The organism is Mucilaginibacter sp. UR6-11, from assembly GCF_020880695.1.
Taxonomy (GTDB): domain Bacteria; phylum Bacteroidota; class Bacteroidia; order Sphingobacteriales; family Sphingobacteriaceae; genus Mucilaginibacter.
Window position 1 is genome coordinate 300,534 of sequence record NZ_JAJIWO010000004.1, and the last position, 21,691, is coordinate 322,224.

Annotated in this window: 22 protein-coding genes; all 22 read left to right on the forward strand. The window is 41.0% G+C overall.

Features of this window, described 5'->3' with window-relative positions; translation table 11 throughout:
• Window positions 1-13 precede the first annotated feature (13 nt).
• The 22 genes from LJ658_RS12200 to LJ658_RS12305 all read left to right on the forward strand — a co-directional run bounded on the left by LJ658_RS12200 (window position 14) and on the right by LJ658_RS12305 (window position 21,655).
• Entirely contained in the window at window positions 14-529 is a 516-nt protein-coding gene (locus LJ658_RS12200; RefSeq protein WP_230546791.1) for a UpxY family transcription antiterminator, read from the forward strand.
• 153 nt (window positions 530-682) lie between these two features.
• On the forward strand, window positions 683-2,473 hold the full coding sequence (asnB, locus tag LJ658_RS12205) for an asparagine synthase (glutamine-hydrolyzing) (RefSeq protein WP_230546792.1): 1,791 nt from the start codon (window positions 683-685) through the stop codon (window positions 2,471-2,473).
• On the forward strand, window positions 2,466-3,596 hold the full coding sequence (locus LJ658_RS12210) for a glycosyltransferase family 4 protein (RefSeq protein ID WP_255670499.1): 1,131 nt from the start codon (window positions 2,466-2,468) through the stop codon (window positions 3,594-3,596). Before asnB ends, LJ658_RS12210 begins: the two co-directional genes overlap by 8 nt.
• The gene (locus LJ658_RS12215; RefSeq protein ID WP_230546794.1) at window positions 3,580-4,443 is read left to right on the forward strand and encodes an ABC transporter permease; all 864 of its coding nucleotides are present in this window, start codon (window positions 3,580-3,582) and stop codon (window positions 4,441-4,443) included. The genes LJ658_RS12210 and LJ658_RS12215 overlap by 17 nt, the downstream gene beginning before the upstream one ends.
• A 12-nt stretch (window positions 4,444-4,455) precedes the next feature.
• Window positions 4,456-5,715, forward strand: a complete 1,260-nt coding sequence (locus LJ658_RS12220; RefSeq protein ID WP_230546795.1) for a polysaccharide ABC transporter ATP-binding protein — start codon at window positions 4,456-4,458, stop codon at window positions 5,713-5,715.
• On the forward strand, window positions 5,705-6,733 hold the full coding sequence (locus tag LJ658_RS12225) for a bifunctional 2-polyprenyl-6-hydroxyphenol methylase/3-demethylubiquinol 3-O-methyltransferase UbiG (RefSeq protein ID WP_230546796.1): 1,029 nt from the start codon (window positions 5,705-5,707) through the stop codon (window positions 6,731-6,733). The genes LJ658_RS12220 and LJ658_RS12225 overlap by 11 nt, the downstream gene beginning before the upstream one ends.
• Window positions 6,730-7,542, forward strand: coding sequence for an alpha-1,2-fucosyltransferase (locus tag LJ658_RS12230; protein WP_230546797.1), 813 nt, complete (start codon window positions 6,730-6,732; stop codon window positions 7,540-7,542). Before LJ658_RS12225 ends, LJ658_RS12230 begins: the two co-directional genes overlap by 4 nt.
• A gap of 6 nt (window positions 7,543-7,548) precedes the next feature.
• Window positions 7,549-8,472: an exostosin family protein gene (locus LJ658_RS12235; RefSeq protein WP_230546798.1), complete on the forward strand. Its 924-nt coding sequence runs from the start codon at window positions 7,549-7,551 to the stop codon at window positions 8,470-8,472.
• Window positions 8,473-8,503: 31 nt separating this feature from the next.
• A complete protein-coding gene (locus LJ658_RS12240; protein WP_230546799.1) occupies window positions 8,504-9,205 on the forward strand; it encodes an acyltransferase in 702 nt (233 codons plus the stop codon).
• A 60-nt stretch (window positions 9,206-9,265) separates the two neighbouring features.
• Complete coding sequence (locus LJ658_RS12245) at window positions 9,266-10,204, forward strand: glycosyltransferase family 2 protein (RefSeq protein ID WP_230546800.1); 939 nt, start codon at window positions 9,266-9,268, stop codon at window positions 10,202-10,204.
• Window positions 10,191-11,048, forward strand: coding sequence for an alpha-1,2-fucosyltransferase (locus LJ658_RS12250; protein WP_230546801.1), 858 nt, complete (start codon window positions 10,191-10,193; stop codon window positions 11,046-11,048). Before LJ658_RS12245 ends, LJ658_RS12250 begins: the two co-directional genes overlap by 14 nt.
• A gap of 13 nt (window positions 11,049-11,061) precedes the next feature.
• A complete protein-coding gene (locus tag LJ658_RS12255) occupies window positions 11,062-11,982 on the forward strand; it encodes a nucleotide-diphospho-sugar transferase (protein WP_230546802.1) in 921 nt (306 codons plus the stop codon).
• The gene (locus LJ658_RS12260) at window positions 11,979-12,650 is read left to right on the forward strand and encodes a CatB-related O-acetyltransferase (protein ID WP_230546803.1); all 672 of its coding nucleotides are present in this window, start codon (window positions 11,979-11,981) and stop codon (window positions 12,648-12,650) included. Before LJ658_RS12255 ends, LJ658_RS12260 begins: the two co-directional genes overlap by 4 nt.
• 37 nt (window positions 12,651-12,687) lie before the next feature.
• On the forward strand, window positions 12,688-13,581 hold the full coding sequence (locus LJ658_RS12265) for a glycosyltransferase (RefSeq protein ID WP_230546804.1): 894 nt from the start codon (window positions 12,688-12,690) through the stop codon (window positions 13,579-13,581).
• Window positions 13,578-14,600, forward strand: coding sequence for an acyltransferase (locus LJ658_RS12270; protein ID WP_230546805.1), 1,023 nt, complete (start codon window positions 13,578-13,580; stop codon window positions 14,598-14,600). Before LJ658_RS12265 ends, LJ658_RS12270 begins: the two co-directional genes overlap by 4 nt.
• Before the next feature lie 10 nt (window positions 14,601-14,610).
• Window positions 14,611-15,627 (forward strand): glycosyltransferase family 10 domain-containing protein, encoded by a 1,017-nt coding sequence (locus tag LJ658_RS12275; protein WP_230546806.1) that lies wholly within the window; start codon window positions 14,611-14,613, stop codon window positions 15,625-15,627.
• The gene (locus LJ658_RS12280) at window positions 15,624-16,607 is read left to right on the forward strand and encodes a glycosyltransferase family A protein (protein ID WP_230546807.1); all 984 of its coding nucleotides are present in this window, start codon (window positions 15,624-15,626) and stop codon (window positions 16,605-16,607) included. The genes LJ658_RS12275 and LJ658_RS12280 overlap by 4 nt, the downstream gene beginning before the upstream one ends.
• Window positions 16,604-17,758: a DUF563 domain-containing protein gene (locus tag LJ658_RS12285; RefSeq protein WP_230546808.1), complete on the forward strand. Its 1,155-nt coding sequence runs from the start codon at window positions 16,604-16,606 to the stop codon at window positions 17,756-17,758. The genes LJ658_RS12280 and LJ658_RS12285 overlap by 4 nt, the downstream gene beginning before the upstream one ends.
• Window positions 17,742-18,719, forward strand: coding sequence for a hypothetical protein (locus tag LJ658_RS12290; RefSeq protein ID WP_230546809.1), 978 nt, complete (start codon window positions 17,742-17,744; stop codon window positions 18,717-18,719). The genes LJ658_RS12285 and LJ658_RS12290 overlap by 17 nt, the downstream gene beginning before the upstream one ends.
• A 2-nt stretch (window positions 18,720-18,721) precedes the next feature.
• Complete coding sequence (locus tag LJ658_RS12295) at window positions 18,722-19,642, forward strand: glycosyltransferase family 2 protein (RefSeq protein WP_230546810.1); 921 nt, start codon at window positions 18,722-18,724, stop codon at window positions 19,640-19,642.
• Complete coding sequence (locus LJ658_RS12300) at window positions 19,635-20,636, forward strand: glycosyltransferase (RefSeq protein WP_230546811.1); 1,002 nt, start codon at window positions 19,635-19,637, stop codon at window positions 20,634-20,636. Before LJ658_RS12295 ends, LJ658_RS12300 begins: the two co-directional genes overlap by 8 nt.
• Window positions 20,633-21,655, forward strand: a complete 1,023-nt coding sequence (locus tag LJ658_RS12305) for a glycosyltransferase (protein WP_230546812.1) — start codon at window positions 20,633-20,635, stop codon at window positions 21,653-21,655. The genes LJ658_RS12300 and LJ658_RS12305 overlap by 4 nt, the downstream gene beginning before the upstream one ends.
• Window positions 21,656-21,691: the final 36 nt, after the last annotated feature.

A 21,691-nucleotide genomic window follows, 5' to 3' on the forward strand; every position in this document is an offset into this window, starting at 1 on the left:
CGCTGTTTAATTTATGGTTTCAAGATTAAATAAGGCCGACTACAAGTGGTACCCGGTTTATACACAACCACGAGCCGAAAAAAAAGCCTGCCAGGCATTGTTAAATAAAGGGATAGAGGCTTATTTACCCCTTCATCGCCAGCTAAAGCAATGGAGCGACAGAAAAAAATGGGTGGAAGAGCCCTTTATTAAATCCTATCTTTTCGTCCGTATTACAGAACGTGAGCAAACCGAAGTGTTAATGACCAAAGGGGTGGCACGTTTTATATACTTTTCGAACAAAATAACCTCGATGCCCGACAGGCAAATTGATGATGTTAAATTATTAATGGCCAGCCCCTATGAACTGGAAATTACCGAGGAAAATTTACAACCAGGCGAAAAAATCATGATCAAAGCCGGCCCGCTTAAGGGAATGACCGGCGAAATAATTTCTTATCGTTCACAAAAACAATTAATATTAAGGCTTGAAAGCCTTGGTTGCTCCATCGTCGTAAATATCGCGGCAACGTTAATTGAAAGGTTTTAATTATAGTTTTATACGGATAATGGCATTTTTAACTTAATTTAAGCCCGTTATTCATGTCAGGTCAGCGTTTTAATTATATTTAAATCACTGATAAACAATAAGTTAATTTAAAAAATGTAACTTACGGGGCGAAGCTATGAATATACTTTTACTATGTGCAGGATAGCAGGGATAGTTGCCCAAAGGTTAAATCTTGAAGAGGACCGGATTAAAGTAAATTTAATGTGTGACGCCATGAAACATGGCGGGCCTGATGATGCGGGGATCTTTTCGGCTGCGGAAGCTAACCTGGTGTTTGGGCATCGGCGGCTGTCAATTATTGATCTCAGCAGCAACGGCCACCAGCCAATGGCTGACATTGACAAGAGAGCGTGGATAACTTTTAACGGCGAAATATACAACTACCGCGAATTAAAAAGTGAACTGATAAATGCCGGCGCCAGATTTCATTCGCACACCGATACTGAGGTTATTATACAAGCCTACCTGTATTGGGGCACTGCCGCTTTTAAAAAGCTACGCGGTATGTTTACCTTTGCGATATATGATGTTACCAACGTGCTGACTTATCTGGTACGCGATACCACTGGTATAAAACCGCTGTATTACTATATCAACAATGGCCAGCTAAGTTTTGCATCCGAAGTAAAAGCCTTTAAAACAGCCGGCCTGGCAGCCGAAGAAAATCAGGATTGGCTCATTAAATTTTTAGCGTTTGGCCATGTGCCCGAACCCGACACCGTCTTAAAAAATGTATACGGTTTACCTAAAGGCCATTTCCTGCGCTGGAACAATAAAGACGGCACAGCCGCCATACTAGATTACACGAAACCGGTTACCAATAGTGCTTACATCACTGATATAATTGAGGCAAAAAAACAAATAGACAGCGCGCTTAAAATGGCCATAGGCCGCCAGCTTATCGCTGATGCCCCGATTGGTGTGTTTTTAAGTGGCGGTATTGATTCAAGCCTGCTCACCCTGTTGGCCGCCCAGCAAAAAACAGAGCAGCTTAAAACTGTATCTATCTTCTTTGACGAAAAAAAATATGATGAAAGCATCTACCAGCAACAGATCTTAAGAAAAACAAAAGGCGAAAAATTTACCCACCTGGTAAAACAGCGTGATTTTGATGAGTTTTTTCCGGATGTTTTGAATGCAATGGATATGCCTACTACTGACGGTATTAATACTTGGTTTATAAGTAAATATGCCCGGCAAGACGGGCTGAAGGCGGTGCTCTCCGGCATCGGCGCCGACGAACTCTTTGGCGGCTATCCGTCTTTTAACCGGATAAAATACATTGAGTATTTACGGAGGGTGCCGGCACCGCTCCTTAAAACAATCAGTCATTTCGTTACAGATCCCTTTAAAAAATTATCCTTTTTAACCTGTCGTCATCCGCTTGCCGACTATCTTTTCCTGAGGGGCGTTTTTGCGCCCGAAGATATAGCCGAGATATTGAATTGTGACGAGGGGCAGGTTCAAAATACCTTGTTCGCAAAAAACGACCATCTTTACCCTGTGGCTTACAATAAGGAACAAGCGTCCTGGTTTGAAACTAATTTATATATGCAAAACCAGTTATTGCGTGACACAGACGTGATGAGTATGAGTCATGGATTAGAAGTAAGGGTGCCATTTTTGGATGAAGATTTTCAGCGCATTGTGAACAGGCTAACGCCGCAAATCAGGTTTGATGATAACCAGCCAAAAAAAATACTGATAGATACCTTTAAAGATCTTTTGCCGGCACCTGTCTGGAACAGGCCCAAAATGGGTTTTAGTTTACCCCTGCAGCAATGGATGCGAAACCATGCTGAATTAAGTAACGAAGGGTTATACAGAAGCAGAAAAGCAAAAAGAATTATCAGGGGTTTTAAAAGCAATACCATCCATTGGTCAAAAGCATTTGCACTTTATCAAATACAAATGCATGCCTAAAAATGTAACTCTTTTTACCTTACAAACGTTTAGTACCACTGGCGGTATACAAAAAATGACGCGCACACTTGCCCATGCATTGCAACACATTGCTTCACATAACAATTGGCAGTTTAAATTATGGTCTGCTTATGACGCGGATGAAGACCTGATGCCGCAATATCTGCCTAAGGAAAACTTCAGGGGATTTAATGCCAAGCGTTTTTCATTTATAATAAAAGCGTTAAAAATTGCCGCGGTATCTGATGTTTTGATCATCAGCCACATTAATATGTCGATTATCGGGCTGATGGCTAAATTAATTAACCCTAAATGCCAGGTTTGGTTAATTGCGCATGGCATTGAAGTTTGGCGGCCATTGTCCGTTATTAAAAAATTGTTTTTAAACAGATGCAATAAAATAATATGCGTAAGCAACTTTACCCGGCAGGAAATGATAAGGTGGCACAGCATTAATGCAGATAAATGCCTGGTATTAAATAACTCGGTCGATTCATTCATGAAACTACCGCTAACCTTTGCCCGGCCGCAAAAATTGCTTTACCGTTACCAGCTGACTAAGGATAACCTGATATTATTTACCCTGACCAGGCTGGCCGCTACAGAACAATATAAAGGTTATGAACAGGTTATCAAGATTTTACATAAATTAAAGGCTAAGCTGCCTTCGGTTAAATATATTCTATCCGGGCCTTATGACGATGTTGAGGAGGACCGTCTTAAACAGTTAATTGCTAAATATCAGGTTCAGGACCAGGTGATATTGACGGGTTTTATTGATGAAAATGAGCTGACGGATCACTTTTTGTTAGCTGATCTTTTTGTATTACCGAGTAAAAAAGAAGGGTTTGGTATTGTTTTTATCGAAGCGTTAGCCTGCGGGCTGCCCGTTATTTGCGGGAATGTCGACGGGAGCCTTGATGCTATCAGGAACGGGGAACTGGGCGAGGCCGTAAACCCCGATGATTTGACCCAACTTGAAAACACGCTTGAAAAACATTTAAAAACCCCTTTAACTTTACAGATGCGCCAAAATCTTCAACAGCAATGCCTGCAATATTTTAATGAAGATCAGTACATCCGTAAATTACAACAATTATTAAACAATGAGCCAGCCTGCTGAAGAACACTGGGATATAGAAATAAGCCCCAAAAACAACTTATTTAGTTTGGCATTAAAAGATGTCTGGCATTACCGCGATCTACTTATCCTGCTGGTAAGAAGGGATTTTGTTGCTTTTTACAAACAAACCATATTGGGCCCGATATGGTTTTTTGTGCAGCCAATAATCACCATCATGATGTATACACTTGTGTTTGGCAATTTGGCCGGCATACCTACCGACGGTATACCCAAACCCCTATTTTACCTGGCCGGAACCATAATTTGGAACTATTTCGCCGATTGCCTTACTAAAACCTCAACCGTTTTTAAAGACAATGCATCTATGCTGGGCAAAGTCTATTTTCCCAGGTTAATAATGCCTCTAAGTATCGTGCTGTCAAACCTTATCCGGTTTGCCGTGCAGTTTTTGTTGTTTTTGTTTTTATTATTGTTTTTTGATCTAAAGGGACTTTCCATAATCCCCAACGCCGTTGCGCTGCTGTTCCCGGTACTGGTTATATTAGTAGCGGCCCAGGGACTGGGATTGGGCATGATCATATCCTCGGTAACCACCAAATATCGCGACCTGGCTTTTGTGGTTGCCTTTGGGGTGCCTTTGATGATGTATGCAACCACGGTCATTTATCCCCTATCAGCAGCCGAACTGAAATATCCCGAATATAGCTGGTTAATCAGGTACAACCCAATTACAGCTGTAATTGAAACTTTTAGATACGGTTTTTTAGGCAAGGGTGATTTTAGCTGGAAGATTATAAGTTATAGTTTTCTTAGTACAGTAATTATATTTTTAACAGGCACCGTAATCTTTAACCGGGTTGAAAAAAACTTTGTTGATACCGTATAACAGCGAAGCTAAATGACCAAAGTAATTAAAGTAGAACATCTTTCAAAAGCCTATCAACTGGGCGATTTTGGAACAGGCACCATATCACGCGACCTGGAACGGTTTTGGGCCAGGTTAAGAGGTAAAGAAGATCCATTTTTAAAAATAGGCGAAGTTAATGACCGTACTGCCAGGGGCGTAAGCGACGTAGTATGGAGCTTGAAAGATATCAACTTTGAAATTAACCAGGGAGATTCGGTAGGTATTATTGGTCGCAATGGCGCCGGGAAAAGCACTTTGCTTAAGATCTTAAGCCGGGTAACCGCCCCCACCAGCGGGTCGGTTAAAGTAAGGGGCCGTATAGCCAGCCTTCTGGAAGTTGGAACCGGGTTTCATCCCGAGTTAACCGGTAAAGAAAACATCTATCTAAATGGGGCCATACTGGGTATGCGTAAGGCCGAGATCAAACGTAAATTTGACGAGATTGTTGATTTTGCGGGCGTTGAGCGTTATATAGATACCCCCGTGAAACGCTATTCATCAGGTATGTATGTAAGGCTTGCTTTTGCCGTGGCCGCCCATCTCGAGTCGGAAATACTGATAGTGGATGAAGTACTGGCGGTTGGCGATGCCGAATTTCAGAAAAAATGTCTCGGCAAAATGGGCGACGTGAGCAAAGGCGAAGGCCGGACTGTTTTATTTGTAAGCCACAATATGGGCAGCATAAGGCAGCTGTGTACCAGCGCAATGCTGTTAAACAACGGCCAGTTAATAAAGCAAGGCAGCGTTGACGAAACCCTCTCGCTTTATCTTAAGTCAAACATCATAAACGGGGGCCTTGAAACCTGTAAACAACAGGGCAGTATAACAAACAACATACGTTTTGTTGAATTTTCAATTAACGGCATTATTAATAAAGAGGCTGTATTTTCGCCGTCAGAATCATTGGCTGTCCATGTAAAATATACCTGTTTAATTGGGCTGCCTAAATTCAGGGTATCGGTTAATTTTTATAAAGACGGCGTTTTACTGTTCACCATACACAACAAATCATGGCCAACTCAACTAATCGCGGGCAATTATGCAGACAATTTTTTAATACCGGCCAACCTGTTAAGGCCCGGAAACTATACAATTGGCCTGGGCGGGCATAATGGCGATCCGATAAGTGATGGTAACGAATGGCTATATATTGACGAAGCCTATTCATTTACAATAACAAATGAGTGGACCGAATTAAATGATTTTTCTGCCAAAGGTTTAATAAATATCGATTCGGCTAATGAAATATAGATACACCCCTTATAATGCAAAATGCCCCATCTGCGGTAATGTTGATAACCTTCTTTTATATGAAATAAATTCAAGAGATGCGGCGAGCCAGTTCCTGGTTAATCAAAGCCTAAAAGAAAAAAAAGAAGCAATTGATATTGTTGAAAACAGTATCCTGAAACTGTGGAAGGCCAAAACCGCCGCTGTGGTAAGCTGTAAAAATTGCGGATTTGGCTTTGCAGATCCCTTTACTGGCGGCGACCATGAGTTTTATAACCTTATTACCCACGCCAGTGAAACCGGGATAGAACCAGTGCCGTACCAGAAGTGGGAATTTGACAGGACATTTAAAGAAATAAACGTTTTAACCTCAGAAGAAAGCGGGCTAACATTATTGGAAATCGGTGCAAGCAACGGCAGTTTCGCAAAAAAAATCGCTGAGCTAATCGATAAAAAAAATATTTTCTGCCTGGAATATTCAGATACCGGAGTTAAGTTTATAAAAGACATAGGCATAGAGGCCCACAGCTGGAATTTCAGAGAGTTAAAGTCGAAGCCGGAATTTTGCAACCGATTTAATATTATTTGCTTATTCCAGGTTCTAGAACATCTGGATAATTTGAAAGACACTTTTGAAACATTTAATAGTATTATCAAACCCGGCGGGCACTTATTCATCGGAGTGCCCAACAGTTATAAAATTAATTTCAACGAACTGCATAATGGTTTATTGGATCTACCGCCTAATCACGTCGGCAGATATAACAAAAACAGCTTTAAAATATTAGGACAAAAATACCAATGGGATTTGGTTGACCTAGACTTTGAATCTTATTCGCCGCTGGACGTAATGAAAACGGTAATGTACTCAAGGTCATTAAAAAAGGCGCAGTTCCCCCCCGTTAAACGTACACTGTGGTATAGGGTGAAAGAATACCTGGATATAAAATTTTTACAGTTACAAGCGTTCAGTAAACATAAAAAATTGGGAGAAACAATTTGGGTGCATTATAAAAAACCAATATCAACTTTATTATGATTACTATAATGCCTTCCGGAAAACTGGGTAATCACCTATTTCAATTTGCATTTGGCCTGGCTGTTTCAAAAAAAATGAAGACAGATTTTGTATTTAATACAGAGGAGCTTGAAAAATATTTTGAATTAAAACCTTATAACAGCCCTATTTTAAAAAAAATAAGATTGCTGCGATACATGTTTTCGCTTAAGTTTCATAAATATAGCGCCGCAAACCTAAGCCTGGACGAACCACCTTTTGCTATTTTAAACGCGGTAAAAGACCATACAGTTATTTATGGCTATTTCCAGTCGGAGGCCTATTTTAAAAAGTATGAGCAACAAGTTAAAAAAGCCTTTAAAATAAAAAGCGGGCTGATGGATAGTTACCAGTCAAAATTTTCAGAGTTATTTAAAAAGGAGGTGGTTTGTATTGGCATCAGATTGTCAGAATATCGGGAATGGCACATTAAAGAAATAGACAACAATACGCCTTTTATAGAAATCGACTATTATAAAAGAGCGCTAAAAAGCATTGCTGATCTCGAATCAAAAACGTTGATATTTGTATCAGAAGATATTAAAACCGTTAAACAATTATTTAGATATGACAATGCGGTATATATGGACAATGTTACCGATTGCCTTATTTCACTAATTTTGGCTGATAAGTTGATAATTTCAAACAGCTCTTTTTTATGGTGGGGCGCGTGGTTAAATAATAAACCCGATAAGGTTGTATATGCCCCAAGGTACTGGCTGGGGCATAAGGTAAACAGAGAATTCCCTCAAAATATTATCCCTTCAGATTGGTTACAGCTTGATGTATAAATTAGCTTGAAAATATTAATCTTAAATACACCGCCGGCACTTACCCCCAAATCGCAGGCATTTAAATATCCTGCACATAATAAAGATTATGGGGTGGAACAGGACTTTTTAAGATGGCTAAAAAAGCAACCTGACATTGTTACCAACGATCTTACTGCTGCCGATTGGCATTACCTGCCTGTCTTCTGGACCCGCTGGCACATTAATCACAATTTTGCAACAGATGGTGAAGGCCTCAATGAACTTCAGGCCGCAGTTGATAAAATCATAATAGATGACAGTAAAACTTTTACGGTTACGCAGTTTGACGGTGGCACCTTGTTAAACCTGGGTCAAACTATTGAATTCACCGCTGCACGAACAACCAATAAAGGTATTGACATACCTATTCTTTGCAGCCCGCACCGCAAACCGCCGTTACCGCTAAAAAAAGACTACCTCGCCAGCTTCAACGGAGCTTTTGATACGCATCCTATACGGATGGAACTCCTGAAACGATATAAAGACAATGCCGATATATTGGTACAGGGCGGATTGCCGACCAGGTTTTATAAAAGGTGGTTTTGGGGCAAAAGTTTCAACATCAATACCATGAAATCGTATATCGCTTTAAGTCCGCGTGGCACAAGCTGCAACTCATTCCGTTTTTTTGAAGCTATGCAATTAGGTACCGCTCCCTGTTTATTAGGTGATGTTGACGCGCGCCCGTTCAAGAAATTTATACCTTGGGATGAAATAAGTTATTATGCAGCTACTGTTGATGAACTGGATCAGCTACTTAGAAACCTGGATAAAAACGAGGCGCTTGAGAGGGGTCGGAAGGCTTTCCAATACTGGAAAAACGAACTATTTTACCAAAAATGGTGCAAATATGTATTAAAAGAACTTGAGCAACTCAATGAAGACAAGTCAATCAAAATACCTTTATAATTTAAGACAGCAGCAGCAGGCCTAACTTTATATGTTTAGTAAACTTTGGAAATTATTGGGTTTAAATATCAACATGCCAGCAGAACGGGTTTATGGTCTTGATATTTTAAGAGCCTTTGCTATTACAGTAGTTGTCGTTACACACGGGATGGCCTATACCCCCCGGGCCCTCAACAAAGTGATAGAAGCTACTTATTTAGATGGCGTATCCATATTTTTTGTTTTAAGCGGTTTTTTAATTGGCCGCATTTTAATAAAATCCATGAGTAAACAAAACCTTGATTTCTATACATTACTCAATTTTTGGTGGCGAAGATGGTTAAGAACAATTCCGGTATATTTTTTCATATTGTCAGCAGTTATTTTTTTCTATAATTATGGCAAGCCGCCCGGCCCGACTTTTAAACGTTTTTATATTTTCTCTCAAAACCTATTTACGCCCCATCCTACTTATAAAACGGGTAAAGGTTTAATGTTTAAGATGATTACCTATATAAGCCTGATCTCTTATTCTGTTTATCTAATTAACTTAACGCCGATGCAGGAGTATATTATACCGTTTATTAATCATGATTTACTATGGTTGGTTACTAATAGAGATACATTAAAGACGATTAATATCTTCTTGTATTATTTACTAACTATCCCATTGTCTGTATACTCTTACAAACTGATTGAAAGGCCATTTATGGAGCTCCGTAACAAATTTATTTTTAGCAATAAACAGTCTTGATGGACAATATCAAAAAAAGATTTTTTAAATATAAACGCCGTTTGTCCGGCCCGACAGCTCATGGCTAACATATCCTTCTTTATTCCCGCTTATAATTGCGCTAAAACGATAGCCGAATCAATTGAATCAATCATAGCCGGTAATCTAAATAACGGTGATGAACTAATAGTTGTAAACGACTGTTCGACAGATGATACCGCGGAGGTATTGCTGGCGTTAAAACAACAGCACCCTTTTATAAACATATTTACCCATAAAAGAAACAAAGGAGGCGCCGCGGCTCGAAATACAGCGGTTGAAAACGCTGCAAACGATTTATTGTTCTGCCTTGATGCAGATAACGTATTGGCCCCGGATAGCGTAGATCCCTTAAAAGAATACCTGATCAGTATGAATGCTGATGTAGCCTCTTTTCAGTATCAGCATTTTTTTTCGGCTGACAAACTCAAACCCGATTACATATGGTCATTGCCCGAAGGAGTATTTGATTTAGAATTTTATTATAATGGTGGCAATACGCCCGGTCAGCATGGCAACTATTTATTTACTAAACAAAGCTGGGTTAAGGCACTGGGTTATGCAGAGGGTTCCGGTGCGCTGGATACCTGGACATTTGGGTTAAGGCAGGCAATGACCGGAGCTGTTACCGTGGTTTTAAAAGACACGTACTATTATCACAGGTTAGATTATGAAGGATCTTATTGGATGCGCGACGCAGAGGCCGACTTATGGTCTGTGTCCGTAAAAGCAACTTATGCGTTGTATCCATTTTTTGACCGTATAGACGAAAAATACTTAAACTATATGTTAGGTAAGGGCCGGTACAACTGGTTCTATAACCGGACCGGCAAACCCCTTAAACTAGTATCAAAAGGATCAAAAGATATCTTTTATAAAGACCTCCATCAAAAAGTAGTAAAGTTCATTTACCCTAAAGCCAACTTTTTAAAAAGGGGCACTGACAAAATTAAACGAATATTAAATTATGGTGGCCGTTAAACTCGAGGGCAGATTAGGTAATCAGCTATTTCAATACGCCTTTATTTATGCAACGGCTAAAAAGCTTGATACAGGTTTTTACCTTGATAAAAGCATTGAGCATTTTATTCCGGTTAAATATTTTAAACTTAAAACAGATTTCCTGCTACCGTTAGATTCCTCTTTCTTCTCAACAAAAGGCTTTAAAAGAAGTCTCCGTTTAAATAAGAGGAAATCTTTTTATGCCTGGCTTCAAAAAATCATTTTCGGCAACAAAAATATAACGTTATATAATACAGATCCACCAGACGAGGCCCTGCAGCGGTTAAAAAACAACTATATGTATCAGGGCTATTTTCAGTCTGAAAAATATTTTGAAAGCAGTAGTGCCGACATCAGGAAGTTACTGGTCATAAAAAAACGACATGTCCGTAAGTTCAAAACATTGTCCCGAAATGTCCTGTCAACCCGGAAAACAATAGTGATCCACATAAGGCGCGGCGATTATATTGATCATAGCTGGTCATTGCCCTTATCTTATTATAAAAAAGCATTAGACCTAGCCGACTACGAGAATGCCAACTGTGTATTCATATCTGATGAACCTGAATTTGTAGAAAAAGAATTCAGTTATATCAAAAAAAAATACGTTTCAAATAATCCGGAGATCATTGATCTGCAATTTCTGATTAATGCCGATATTGGTATTTTATCAAACAGCAGTTTTAGTTGGTGGGGTGCTTGGTTAAATAATAAGGAGCACAAACAGTTTTTTGCACCTAAATATTGGCTGGGTTTTAAAACCCTGCAGGAATATCCTGTAGAAATAGGCGCCTGTATGAATTTCAATTTGATAGAGGCATAACATTAGCTCTAATATGTTAAACACACCTATTTTGTTTTTAATTTATAACCGTCCCGATAAAACCTTAAAGGTTTTTGAGGCGATTAAGAAAGTCAGGCCCGCGAAGTTATTTGTTGTTGCCGACGGACCCCGGAATGAAGAAGCCGGTATTTTATGCCAGCAAACAAGGGATGTGCTTTTAAATATTGATTGGGACTGTGAATTAAAAACCCTTTACAGAACTGAAAACATCGGCGTAAAACGCAGCGTAAGTTCGGGTATAAACTGGTTTTTTGAGCACATTGATGAAGGGATAGTACTTGAAGACGACTGCGTGCCAAATGATAGCTTTTTCTTTTTCTGCTCTGCCATGCTTGAGTTTTACAAGGATAATGAAAGCATTATGCATATAACCGGAACCGACCTGATTGACAACGGGAAAAAGCATGACTATACCTATTATTTTTCAAACTATCCTAACATTTGGGGATGGGCCACCTGGAAAAGAGCCTGGCGCAAATACGATCTGGAGTTGACAGATAAATCATACTATAAAAAACTGATTAATACCCGTTTTAAAGATCCGTTTGAAAGACGATTTTGGCATACCGTACTGGAGTCACTAAAGACGCTTGATACCTGGGATTATCAATGGATGTTTAGTATCTGGAAAGCTGGCGGTATCTGTATTAATACCAATTATAACTTTGTGTCAAACATTGGATTTGACGCTACTGCAACCCATACAAAATATGATAGCCCTTATAGCGGCTTAACTACCAAAACTATTAATAAAATAGTTCACCCCGCCACTATTGCCATAGACAAAGAAACTGAAAACGATTTTTTAAAAACGCTCCATAATTTGGACAGAAAGGGTTACCGGGGCTATTTTTTAATGAGGGGTAAAAATTTGATTCATAAGATAAAGCTATTGTTAAAAAAAATCAAATGAAAAAAATGATCAGAAAAATTGCATTACTTTTTTTGAAAGTATTTTTTCCCCGGCTTTATGTAATTGAAAAGCAGAATGGTGATATCGGCCGTATAATTAAAAATATTAACAGGAGTACCATCAGCAATAAGGCAAAAATTTACGGCCCTGCACAAATCGGCGACTCCCAGGTTGACGATTACACTTATATCAGTGGCAATTCAACTATAAGCCTTACCACCATTGGTAAGTTTTGCAGCATAGGCCCTAATTTTAATTGCGGCTTTGGCATCCACCCAACCAACGGCTTATCTACCTCTCCGGCATTTTATTCTACCGGTAATGCATGTGGAATAACATTTTCTGCAGACGATAAAATAGTTGAGCATAAGCAAATCCGTATAGGTAATGATGTGTTTATCGGTATCAATGTAACCGTGATTGATGGCGTAACTATTGGCGACGGCGCGGTAATTGGCGCCGGCACAGTAGTTTCAAAAGATATTCCGCCTTATGCCATTGCAGTGGGCTCACCTGTTAAAGTAGTAAAATACCGTTTTGACGAGCCAACGATAAATAGACTGCTAAAATTAAAATGGTGGGATTTTGAACCTGATAACCTTAAGGACGTAGAAAAGTATTTTTTTGACTATCAGGGTTTTATCGAAAAATACAACGATAAGGTTTAATTGTTACCTAATGTAATTAATAACTTCCATAACCTAAATGGACCCAATCATTAATCTTTCATACATCATCACTACGCGTAACCGCCTGCCTTTTCTAAAGATCACTTTAGAAAGGTTAATAAGCGGGCTGCAGCACGATGAAGAAATAGTGGTAGTTGACAGTGAAAGTACCGATGGCTCAAAAGAATATCTTAAGCAGCTTTTAGAGCGAAGTAAAATACAGCAGTTTATTTCTGAACCGGACAAAAACCAGGCGCACGGCTGGAACAAAGCTATGCTTCTTGCTAAAGGCATCCTAATAAAAAAAATAATTGATGATGATGTTTTTTGTTACGATGCCATCAGAAAATGCAAGCTATACATGCTGCAGAACCCGCAGGTTGACATCGTTATATCCAATGATTTGTCAAGCGAATTAAAAAACCATCAAACCATAAGCAGGCATAGCCGGCTGCCACAATTTGAAAACTGGCGCAAAGCGTCAGTACCTTCATTTACTTTTGGCGATGTACATATGCTGATCAGGCGCGGCTCATTGGCTTATATCGGTCTTTACAATATATTATATACTATGATGGACTGGGAGTTTTCGTTACGTGCAAGTTATTTAAAAGCAAACATCAGTTATTATACCGGCTATAATGCATTGAGCGTAGCGCACCCGCAAACCGTAACATCATCCGTAAACAAACCCGAGATAAAAGAGCAGGGTAAACAGGCTGCTATTTTATATGCCTATGCAGGCGATGATAGTGAAATAAGTTATTGGTCGAAACTTAAAATCTTTATTGGCAAGGCCATTTACAAACCAACAAACACAATTGAAAATAATAATATTAACCACGAAATAGATTCGGTGTACGGCCATTATTACCATGTCATTGCAGAGATCAATAAAGGCGATGGCTTTACATTTATAGGCAGCTGTTGAAAAGGTTACCTTCGTTAGACGGCTTTAGGGCAGTCTCCATAATTCTTATTCTGATCTGTCATGGCCGGCTTTCCTATGGCTTTCCCGGTTGGTTTGCCGATATTGCCCGGCACGGATTGGTAGGGGTAACCGTTTTTTTTGTCATCAGCGGCTTCTTGATCACCCACCTGTTATTAACCGAGGAGGCAAAATACCAAAGCATACATCCCGGCAGGTTTTATATCAGGCGTGCATTCAGGATCTTGCCGGTATTTTTGCTCTATACCCTATTTATCCTGGTGGTAAACAACGTTTATCTTCTCGGGCTAACCAGAACCAACTTTATTCATGCATTTACATTTACCGTCAATTTCGACCCTAAAACCAATTGGTTCCTGGGTCATTTTTGGTCGCTTTCTGTGGAAGAACAGTTTTATTTGATGTGGCCCCTGCTATTACTTTTCTGCAGAAAACACTTAAAACCCGTGTTAATAATACTTATAGTTTACGCATGCCTGGCAAGAGTGATTGATTATAAGCACCCCGCCTACAGCACCATCACCCTATCCCCTTTCTTTATGCATGCCGATGCCATTTTAATAGGGGCGTTTGGCGGCTTGGTTTATTTCGACAATCCCGATTTCATAAAGCATAAAGTATTCCATTCTAATGGATTAAAAGTTTTCTCTGTTACCGTTATACTTTTATTTATTTACCTGTCAGGTTATGGCAAATTGGCTATCCTGTCCTTGCCGTTTAGCGGCCTGTTTATTTCGGGGGCTGTTTTATTCTTAATACTGGGCAACCTAACCCCATCAAACAATCTGCTTTACAAATTACTGAATAACAGGGTCATGGTACATATCGGCGTTTTATCCTACAGCTTGTATATTTGGCAGGAGTTTTTCTTTGTGGGCGATGTTGTCGTATGGTGGCGCACCTGGCCGGTAAATATCCTGATCATCTATATAGTGGCCCTGGGCTCTTATTATTTATGGGAAAAGCCTTTTTTAAAGCTGAGGCAATACATTTTAAAATGATTTTATTAGGGTGGTTAAGCGCAAAATAAAACTGCATTTTCAAAACGGCCTCACGCTCCAAAATTTTAAAAAAGAAGTTTTCGACCTGGAGGGGCTATCTGACAAATTTGATTTTGAAGAATCTGCTGATCCAGATTTCGTGATCTTTGGGCCGTACGGCAATGATCTTCCCCAAAAAGGCAGTTACGTCCGCATAGGCTATTATTGCGAAAACATACAACCGGACATGACCATCTGCGATTGGGCATTCGGGGTACCGCGCGCCGAAGAAGTCAATCACGCGCGTTACAAACGAATACAGTGGCACGGCACCGACCCGGCAACATTAATTAAACCTGCAGATTATAATGCTGAAGAGATAGCCGGCAGCAAGAAATACTTTTGCAATTTCCTGTATTCGCACAAAGTGCCTTATCGCGAAGAATTTTTCAGGCAGCTATCTAAATACAAAAAAGTTGATGCGCCCGGCAAATCCATGAACAATATGGAAAGTATTGATCAGCGGTACAGTGGTGATATGTGGCAGCGCAAACGCAGCTTTTTAAGCGACTATAAATTTACTATCGCTTTTGAGAATGATATCTATCCCGGCTATCAAACAGAGAAACTGTATGATGCCATGCAGGCTAACAGCATTCCTGTTTATTGTGGTGATCCGTTTATCGGCACCATTTTTAATACCGCCAGCTTTATAAACGCTACAGAACAGCTGCATTCAAAGAACAGCTGGTTAAATAACAAACTGACAAGGCTTGGGCAAATGGATTTTGAAGATATACGCCCCGCACACCTAACTGGTATAAAGCATAAAGTAAAACGTAAATTGAAAGCAATTACACGGGATATAAACAGGCGGTTTCATTTTAACGAGATGGATTTTAAGCCGGTAATTGAACGCATCATAGCTTTAGATACCCAGCCCGATCTTTATGTAAAATATTTAACCCAGCCCTGGTTTACCGGTAACACGATACCCCCTGCGGTATCCAACAGAGCGCGTTGGATAGAAATATTCAATTCAAAATGAAGCCTTTGGTATCCATTATCATCCCTGCTTATAATTCAGGGCGCTATCTGTCGGCAACCATCAGGTCAGCATTGGGGCAAACGTGGGATAGCAAAGAGATCATCGTTATAGACAATGGATCAACCGATAATACTGCACAAATTATTAAAGATTTTGAAAATGACATTGTCAGTATAACCATGTCGGCAAACAATGGGGCAGCTGCTGCACGTAATGCAGGTTTAGCCGTGGCCAAAGGCAACTACATACAATTCTTAGACGCTGACGATTTGCTAAGTGCTGATAAAATTGAGAGTCAGCTAACGCGCCTTAATAATTCGGCCACCCATTTATCAATTTGCCGTACCGTCCATTTTATGGATGGTGAAAATCATACTCTTGTTAAACCCGATTATAGCTGGTTTGATGCGGATAGCGACAATCCGGTAGATTTTCTGCTAAAGCTTTACGCCGGAGAAGAGGTACTGCCCGGCTACGGCGGCATGATCACTGTTCATTCATGGCTTACCCCGCGTAGCGTGATTGACAAAGCAGGGTCATGGAACGAAGAATTGAGTGTTGATGACGACGGCGAGTTTTTTTGCCGGGTGATTTTAGCCTCGGCCGGGATAAAATTTAGCGAACAGGGCCTTTGTTATTACCGCAAATTTACCGGCAGGCGTTCTTTGTCGTCACAAAAAAATCTCCGGGGACTACAAAGTACAATAGCTGCAATAGATTTAAAATACCAATATTTAACAGCAAAAAGTAACGATAAATTGATCAACCGGATATTTGCCAGGCACTACTGGTGGACCGGGGTGCTGGCCTACCCCGAATTTAAAGCACTTTCAAAACGTTGCATACAAAAAGCCACTGCGTTGGGTTATAACGGCGAGAAGTACGTCGGCGGGCCCGCGGGCCATACTATCGCAAATATTTTAGGATGGAAGGCAGCACGGCTTATTGTTCACTATCAACAGGTTTTTACAGGCTCATGAGCGCGGCAACTAAAATAAAATACTTTTTAAGGCAGTTCCCGTTTATCTATCCTTCAAAAATCATCTATTCCTGCCGGGATTGGATCATAGGTCAGCGGGAACGTAAAGGGTTATACTATAGCCAGCGCGGGCCATGGTTTGAAGATATTTTTCCCGGCGAGTTCTTACATCACCCGTCGCCGCAGACTTTAGGGACACCAAATGACCGCGCGTTTTATAACAACAAAGATTACCCTACTGATAAGGCAACCTTGTTTTATTTACAGAACAGCTATGTATTGGGCCACAAAGGTTTAATTCTCAATAATAAGCACCAGGTTTTTCAGGAGTTTAGCCATCATTTCGGAATAGCAACGCTAAAGAAATTCCTGTGGAGCAATCCATTCTATATTTTTTCGAAGGATGTTAAAAAAGTAACCGGCACAGGCGCAGCATTGCTCTCGCCAGAGAGCCATAACTATTACCATTGGCTAAGTGATGTATTACCGCGTATCCGGCTATACCAATCTGTTCTGGATAAAATCGACCATTTCTGCGTATCGTCAAAAGTCCCGGTTAAGTTTTTGGATCTGCTTGCAGATTTTGATATCCCGGCAGAGAAAATATTGCTGATAAATGATGGCGAAAAAATACATTTTGATCATTTATACGTGGCCTCATTACCCGGCAGCGAAGGTCGCTCGCCAATATGGGCGGTAAATTATGCGAGGGATAAGCTGATTAAAAAGCCGGTGTTAGCATTCGGTAAAAGAATATACTTTAAACGCGGCGGCAATATAGAGCGGAAACTCTTAAATGAAGATGTTGTAATTACCCTGTTGAAAAACAAGGGATTTGAAATTATTGAGCCCGATAACCTTAGCGTAGCAGATCAGGTTAACCTGGTACAGCAAGCCGCCATAATTATAAGCGTGCATGGCGCTGCATTAACTAACCTGCTGTTTGGCCGTAAGGGTGCGGCTGTTATTGAGCTGTTCTCGCCTGATTATTTTCGTACCGATTGTTACTACACCCTGTCTTGTATGCTAAAATTAAATTACTGGTATTTGGCGGGGACCAAGCCAGCCGATGGTAACTGGGGGGATATTACTATTGATAAAGACCTGCTGCTAAAAATCATCCATATTATTGAAAATGAGCAATCAGCTTAATATATTAACCTTAGCCACCGGCAAAAAGCTGTATGTTGATATGGCAGTAAACCTGGCACGATCATTTTGGTTATGGAACAAAGACGCCGGCATTGATTTTTACCTGGCGACGGACCTGCCGCACTACCTGCCTGATGACGTGAAAAGCTATGTTAAAGTCATTGCATTACAGCCGGATGAACTGGGGAAAGGTTTTTCGCCAAAGCTACATTTAGATAAGCTGGCCCCCGCGGGGCAAACGCTGTTTATTGACAGCGACTGTTTAATTTATGGCAGCTTAAAGCCGGTATTTAATCTTTTTAAGGGTTATAGTGTGGCGGTAGTTGGTGTTTACGTTAATGACGGCGAATGGTTTGGCGACGTGGCAGCCATCTGTAAAAAGAACCATATTAAACAGCTGCCTAAATTTAACGGCGGCATTTATTATCTGGAACGCGGCGACAAAGCAACGCAGGTTTATGAAACAGCCCGTGAACTTGAAACGCAATATGATGAGATAGGTTTTGTCCGCCTGCGGGGGCGCCCCAATGACGAAGTATTAATGGCATTGGCTATGGCATTACATGGTCAATCTCCTGTTGATGATAACGGCAGCATACTGGCCGAATTTGTGAACTTTCAGTCGGGTATAGAATCTGATCTGCTTAAAGGAAGCGTTACATTATATAATAAGCCCGGTCATCCGCGCTATCAAAAAAACTGGCCTTTAAAAGAGGCTAACCCTTTAATAGTTCATTTCCTGGGTCATCACAATCAAACTTTACCCTATATCAAAGAGGTTAAGCGGCTTAAATATATTTTAGGCGATAAATATCCGGCAGGTAAGGCGGGAGCCCTAACCTGGCTACAGGTAACGTTACCGGCCAATGCCACTACCCTGCTTAAACAATTATTCAGACCACTGTACCGCGCTGTCGCCGGGACAAGAAAAGTAAAGCAATCAGAACGAGTGATCAATTAATAATGGATATCAGTATCATTATACCAACCTATAACCGGCTCTGGAGCTTACCCAAAACCATCGACAGTTGCGGCGACCCGCACCTAAAAATTCAAATTATTATTGTTGATGATGGCAGTACCGACGGGACCTGGGACTGGCTGCAACAACAGAAAGACCTGATTGCCATCCGGCAGGAAAACCGGGGGAAAGACTGGGCCGTGAATGCAGGTTTTGCCCTGGCTACCGGTAAATACGTCAGATTTTTAGATTCGGATGATTGGATCTTACCCGGCTCATCCCGGGCATTATTTAACGAAGCCGAGAAAAACAACTTAAACATTACCTGTGCCGGCTACCAGCTTTATACCGGGGATGAAAAACTGATCAAAGAAATAAGCTGGACCGTTTGTGATGATTTTATAGCACAACAGTTAGGCGAGTGCGATTCATCCCATTACAGTGCTTACCTGTTTAAAAAAGACTTTATAAAAGATATACCACACCGGCAGGAATTTGGCGCGTTGGATGACCGCCAGTTTATTATTGAAGCCGCCATGAAACAACCTGTAACAGGCTATATCAACCAGGCTACGCTGGCGCACCGGGTGCATAACCGGCCGCGGTTGCAAAACATGGGTGGACTTAAAGAGATAGGCAACCACCTGGCTTATTTAAATATCTACCAAAAAGCATTTGATATTTTAAAAAATACAGGGCAGCTAACGCAACGCCGTAAAAACGCGGCTTGCAATAATTTATGGCACCTGGCGCACTGGATAGCCAAAACCAACATAGCTGACGGCCACAAAATTTATAATTGGGTTTATGAGCTTAACCCGCAATTTAAACCTGCCGAAAATAAAAACCTGGCTACCCTATACAAAACTTTTGGGTTTGCTTTTACAGAGCACCTTTTAAAACTAAAAAGAAGTGTTGGATAAAGCCCTGAACTTATTTTATGCCGAACCAGATCCTGACCGCTGGTTTAAGTACGACCGGTATCCGCGTAAGCTAATAAGGCGCCTGGTACGCGGCAAACCCCGCCCGGGTGGCGTAATGCGTGTTGCGCTTAATTTAATGCAGGGGCTTGACAAACTAGGTATCCCTTACCGGCTAAACGACTATAACTATATTATAGCCCATCCTCAGGAAATAGCCTGCATTATAGGCAAGCCCCAGGTATTGTTTAACCAAACCTGGACCAATCCTATTGTATTTGGTGCAGGCATATACTCGCACCCTATTGATCGGCCTGAGTTATTAAAAGAGTTCCCCAACGTAAAAAAGATATTGGTGCCCGGCGAGTGGATGCGGCAGATGTTTGAGCCCTTTTATGGCGCTAAGGTGGTAGCCTGGCCAACCGGGATTGATACAGATGAATGGCAGCCATCACTGCAAAATAAAGTTTACGATTTTTTAATCTATGACAAGATCCGCTGGGAACATGACCGCTTTAGCGACGAGTTGATTGATCCCATGGTCAAAATACTGGACCGGCATAACTTATCGCATCATCAAATCAAATACGGCGCTTATACCCCTGCAGAATTAAAAGATAAATTAAGCCGGTCAAAAGCCGTGATATTTTTATGTGAACATGAAACGCAGGGCCTGGCTTATCAACAAATACTATCAGCAAACACCCCTATTTTGGCCTGGGACCGGGGCGGTTACTGGCAGGACCCTGAATATTATCCAGACAGGGTAAAGTATGGGCCGGTTAGTTCAGTACCTTACTGGGACGACCGTTGCGGCAAAAAATTTACCGGGGCAGCCGATTTTGAAGAAACCCTGGCCGGCTTTTTAGCTGATATTAATTTATTCAAACCACGGGATTACGTAATAGAAAACCTATCGCTTGAAAAATGTGCGTCTGCCTATTTAAAAATAGTTCAGGACACGTACTCAACGCTTAATAATGAAGCTATAAAATGAGGATACTGCTGATTATGGACCCGGGCATACCTGTGCCGCCCGAAGCATACGGCGGGCACGAGCGACTGGTATACGCCTTTGCCGAAGAATATCACCGGTTGGGCCATGAGGTAACCTTGCTTGCGGGGCCAAACTCCTATTGCAGCGGCAAAACGGTAACGTTTGGTATAAATGATTTGGGACGTTCTAAATGGCAACGGACACTGGAAGCAGGCTTCGCCTGGAAATATCTCCTGGACAACAAAAACAACTTCGACCTGATCCATAACTTTGGCCGGTTGATATATCTGGTGCCGGTTTTAAATACAGCCGCAAAAAAAATAATGACCTATGGCCGGAAGGTTACCGAATCGGGCATTAAACTAATCAACAAACTACCTAACCGAAACCTGATCTTTACTGCCTGCAGCAACTATTGCGTTGGCACGGGTAATGTAGCCGGGAAATGGAAAACAGTTTATAACACCATTGATTTTTCGCGATATCAGCTCAATGAAAGTTTGAGTAATGATGCGCCGCTGATGTTCCTGGGCAGGCTTGATAAAATAAAGGGCGCCCATACCGCAATTAAGGTGGCCAGGGCCACCAACCATAATTTGATATTGGCAGGTAACATACCCGATACGCCGGACAATTATCAATATTTTAAAACCGAGATTGAGCCGCTGATAGATAACCGGCAAATTAAATATGTTGGGGCCCTCAACGATGCCGAAAAGAACAAGTACCTGCAACAGGCGAAAGCATTATTGTTCCCTATTGAATGGGATGAGCCTTTTGGGATGGTGATGATAGAAGCAATGGCGTGCGGCACGCCGGTTATCGCTTTTAAACGCGGGTCGGTACCCGAGGTTGTGCAGGAAGGCATTAATGGATTTATAGTAAATAACCAGGCCGAAATGACGGAAAAGCTGGCTGCTGTTAACACTATTGACAGGAAAGCTTGCAGACAAACCGCCGCCGACAGATTTGACATTAAAGTAATAGCGCAAAACTACCTCACTTTGTTTAATGAATAACGGCAAATCATTTTTTGCTGATAAAAATCCTGCAAT

Bases quoted from the DNA above. Each gene is read 5' to 3' on its own strand.
- LJ658_RS12260 (WP_230546803.1), top strand. From the start codon at position 11,979: ATGAAAAAAATGATCAGAAAAATTGCATTACTTTTTTTGAAAGTATTT.
- LJ658_RS12290 (WP_230546809.1), top strand. From the start codon at position 17,742: ATGAGCAATCAGCTTAATATATTAACCTTAGCCACCGGCAAAAAGCTG.
- LJ658_RS12240 (WP_230546799.1), top strand. From the start codon at position 8,504: ATGTTTAGTAAACTTTGGAAATTATTGGGTTTAAATATCAACATGCCA.
- LJ658_RS12245 (WP_230546800.1), top strand. From the start codon at position 9,266: ATGGCTAACATATCCTTCTTTATTCCCGCTTATAATTGCGCTAAAACG.
- LJ658_RS12215 (WP_230546794.1), top strand. From the start codon at position 3,580: ATGAGCCAGCCTGCTGAAGAACACTGGGATATAGAAATAAGCCCCAAA.
- LJ658_RS12210 (WP_255670499.1), top strand. From the start codon at position 2,466: ATGCCTAAAAATGTAACTCTTTTTACCTTACAAACGTTTAGTACCACT.
- LJ658_RS12285 (WP_230546808.1), top strand. From the start codon at position 16,604: ATGAGCGCGGCAACTAAAATAAAATACTTTTTAAGGCAGTTCCCGTTT.
- LJ658_RS12305 (WP_230546812.1), top strand. From the start codon at position 20,633: ATGAGGATACTGCTGATTATGGACCCGGGCATACCTGTGCCGCCCGAA.
- LJ658_RS12265 (WP_230546804.1), top strand. From the start codon at position 12,688: ATGGACCCAATCATTAATCTTTCATACATCATCACTACGCGTAACCGC.
- LJ658_RS12280 (WP_230546807.1), top strand. From the start codon at position 15,624: ATGAAGCCTTTGGTATCCATTATCATCCCTGCTTATAATTCAGGGCGC.
- LJ658_RS12225 (WP_230546796.1), top strand. From the start codon at position 5,705: ATGAAATATAGATACACCCCTTATAATGCAAAATGCCCCATCTGCGGT.
- LJ658_RS12255 (WP_230546802.1), top strand. From the start codon at position 11,062: ATGTTAAACACACCTATTTTGTTTTTAATTTATAACCGTCCCGATAAA.
- LJ658_RS12220 (WP_230546795.1), top strand. From the start codon at position 4,456: ATGACCAAAGTAATTAAAGTAGAACATCTTTCAAAAGCCTATCAACTG.
- LJ658_RS12295 (WP_230546810.1), top strand. From the start codon at position 18,722: ATGGATATCAGTATCATTATACCAACCTATAACCGGCTCTGGAGCTTA.
- LJ658_RS12230 (WP_230546797.1), top strand. From the start codon at position 6,730: ATGATTACTATAATGCCTTCCGGAAAACTGGGTAATCACCTATTTCAA.
- LJ658_RS12200 (WP_230546791.1), top strand. From the start codon at position 14: ATGGTTTCAAGATTAAATAAGGCCGACTACAAGTGGTACCCGGTTTAT.
- LJ658_RS12250 (WP_230546801.1), top strand. From the start codon at position 10,191: ATGGTGGCCGTTAAACTCGAGGGCAGATTAGGTAATCAGCTATTTCAA.
- asnB (WP_230546792.1), top strand. From the start codon at position 683: ATGTGCAGGATAGCAGGGATAGTTGCCCAAAGGTTAAATCTTGAAGAG.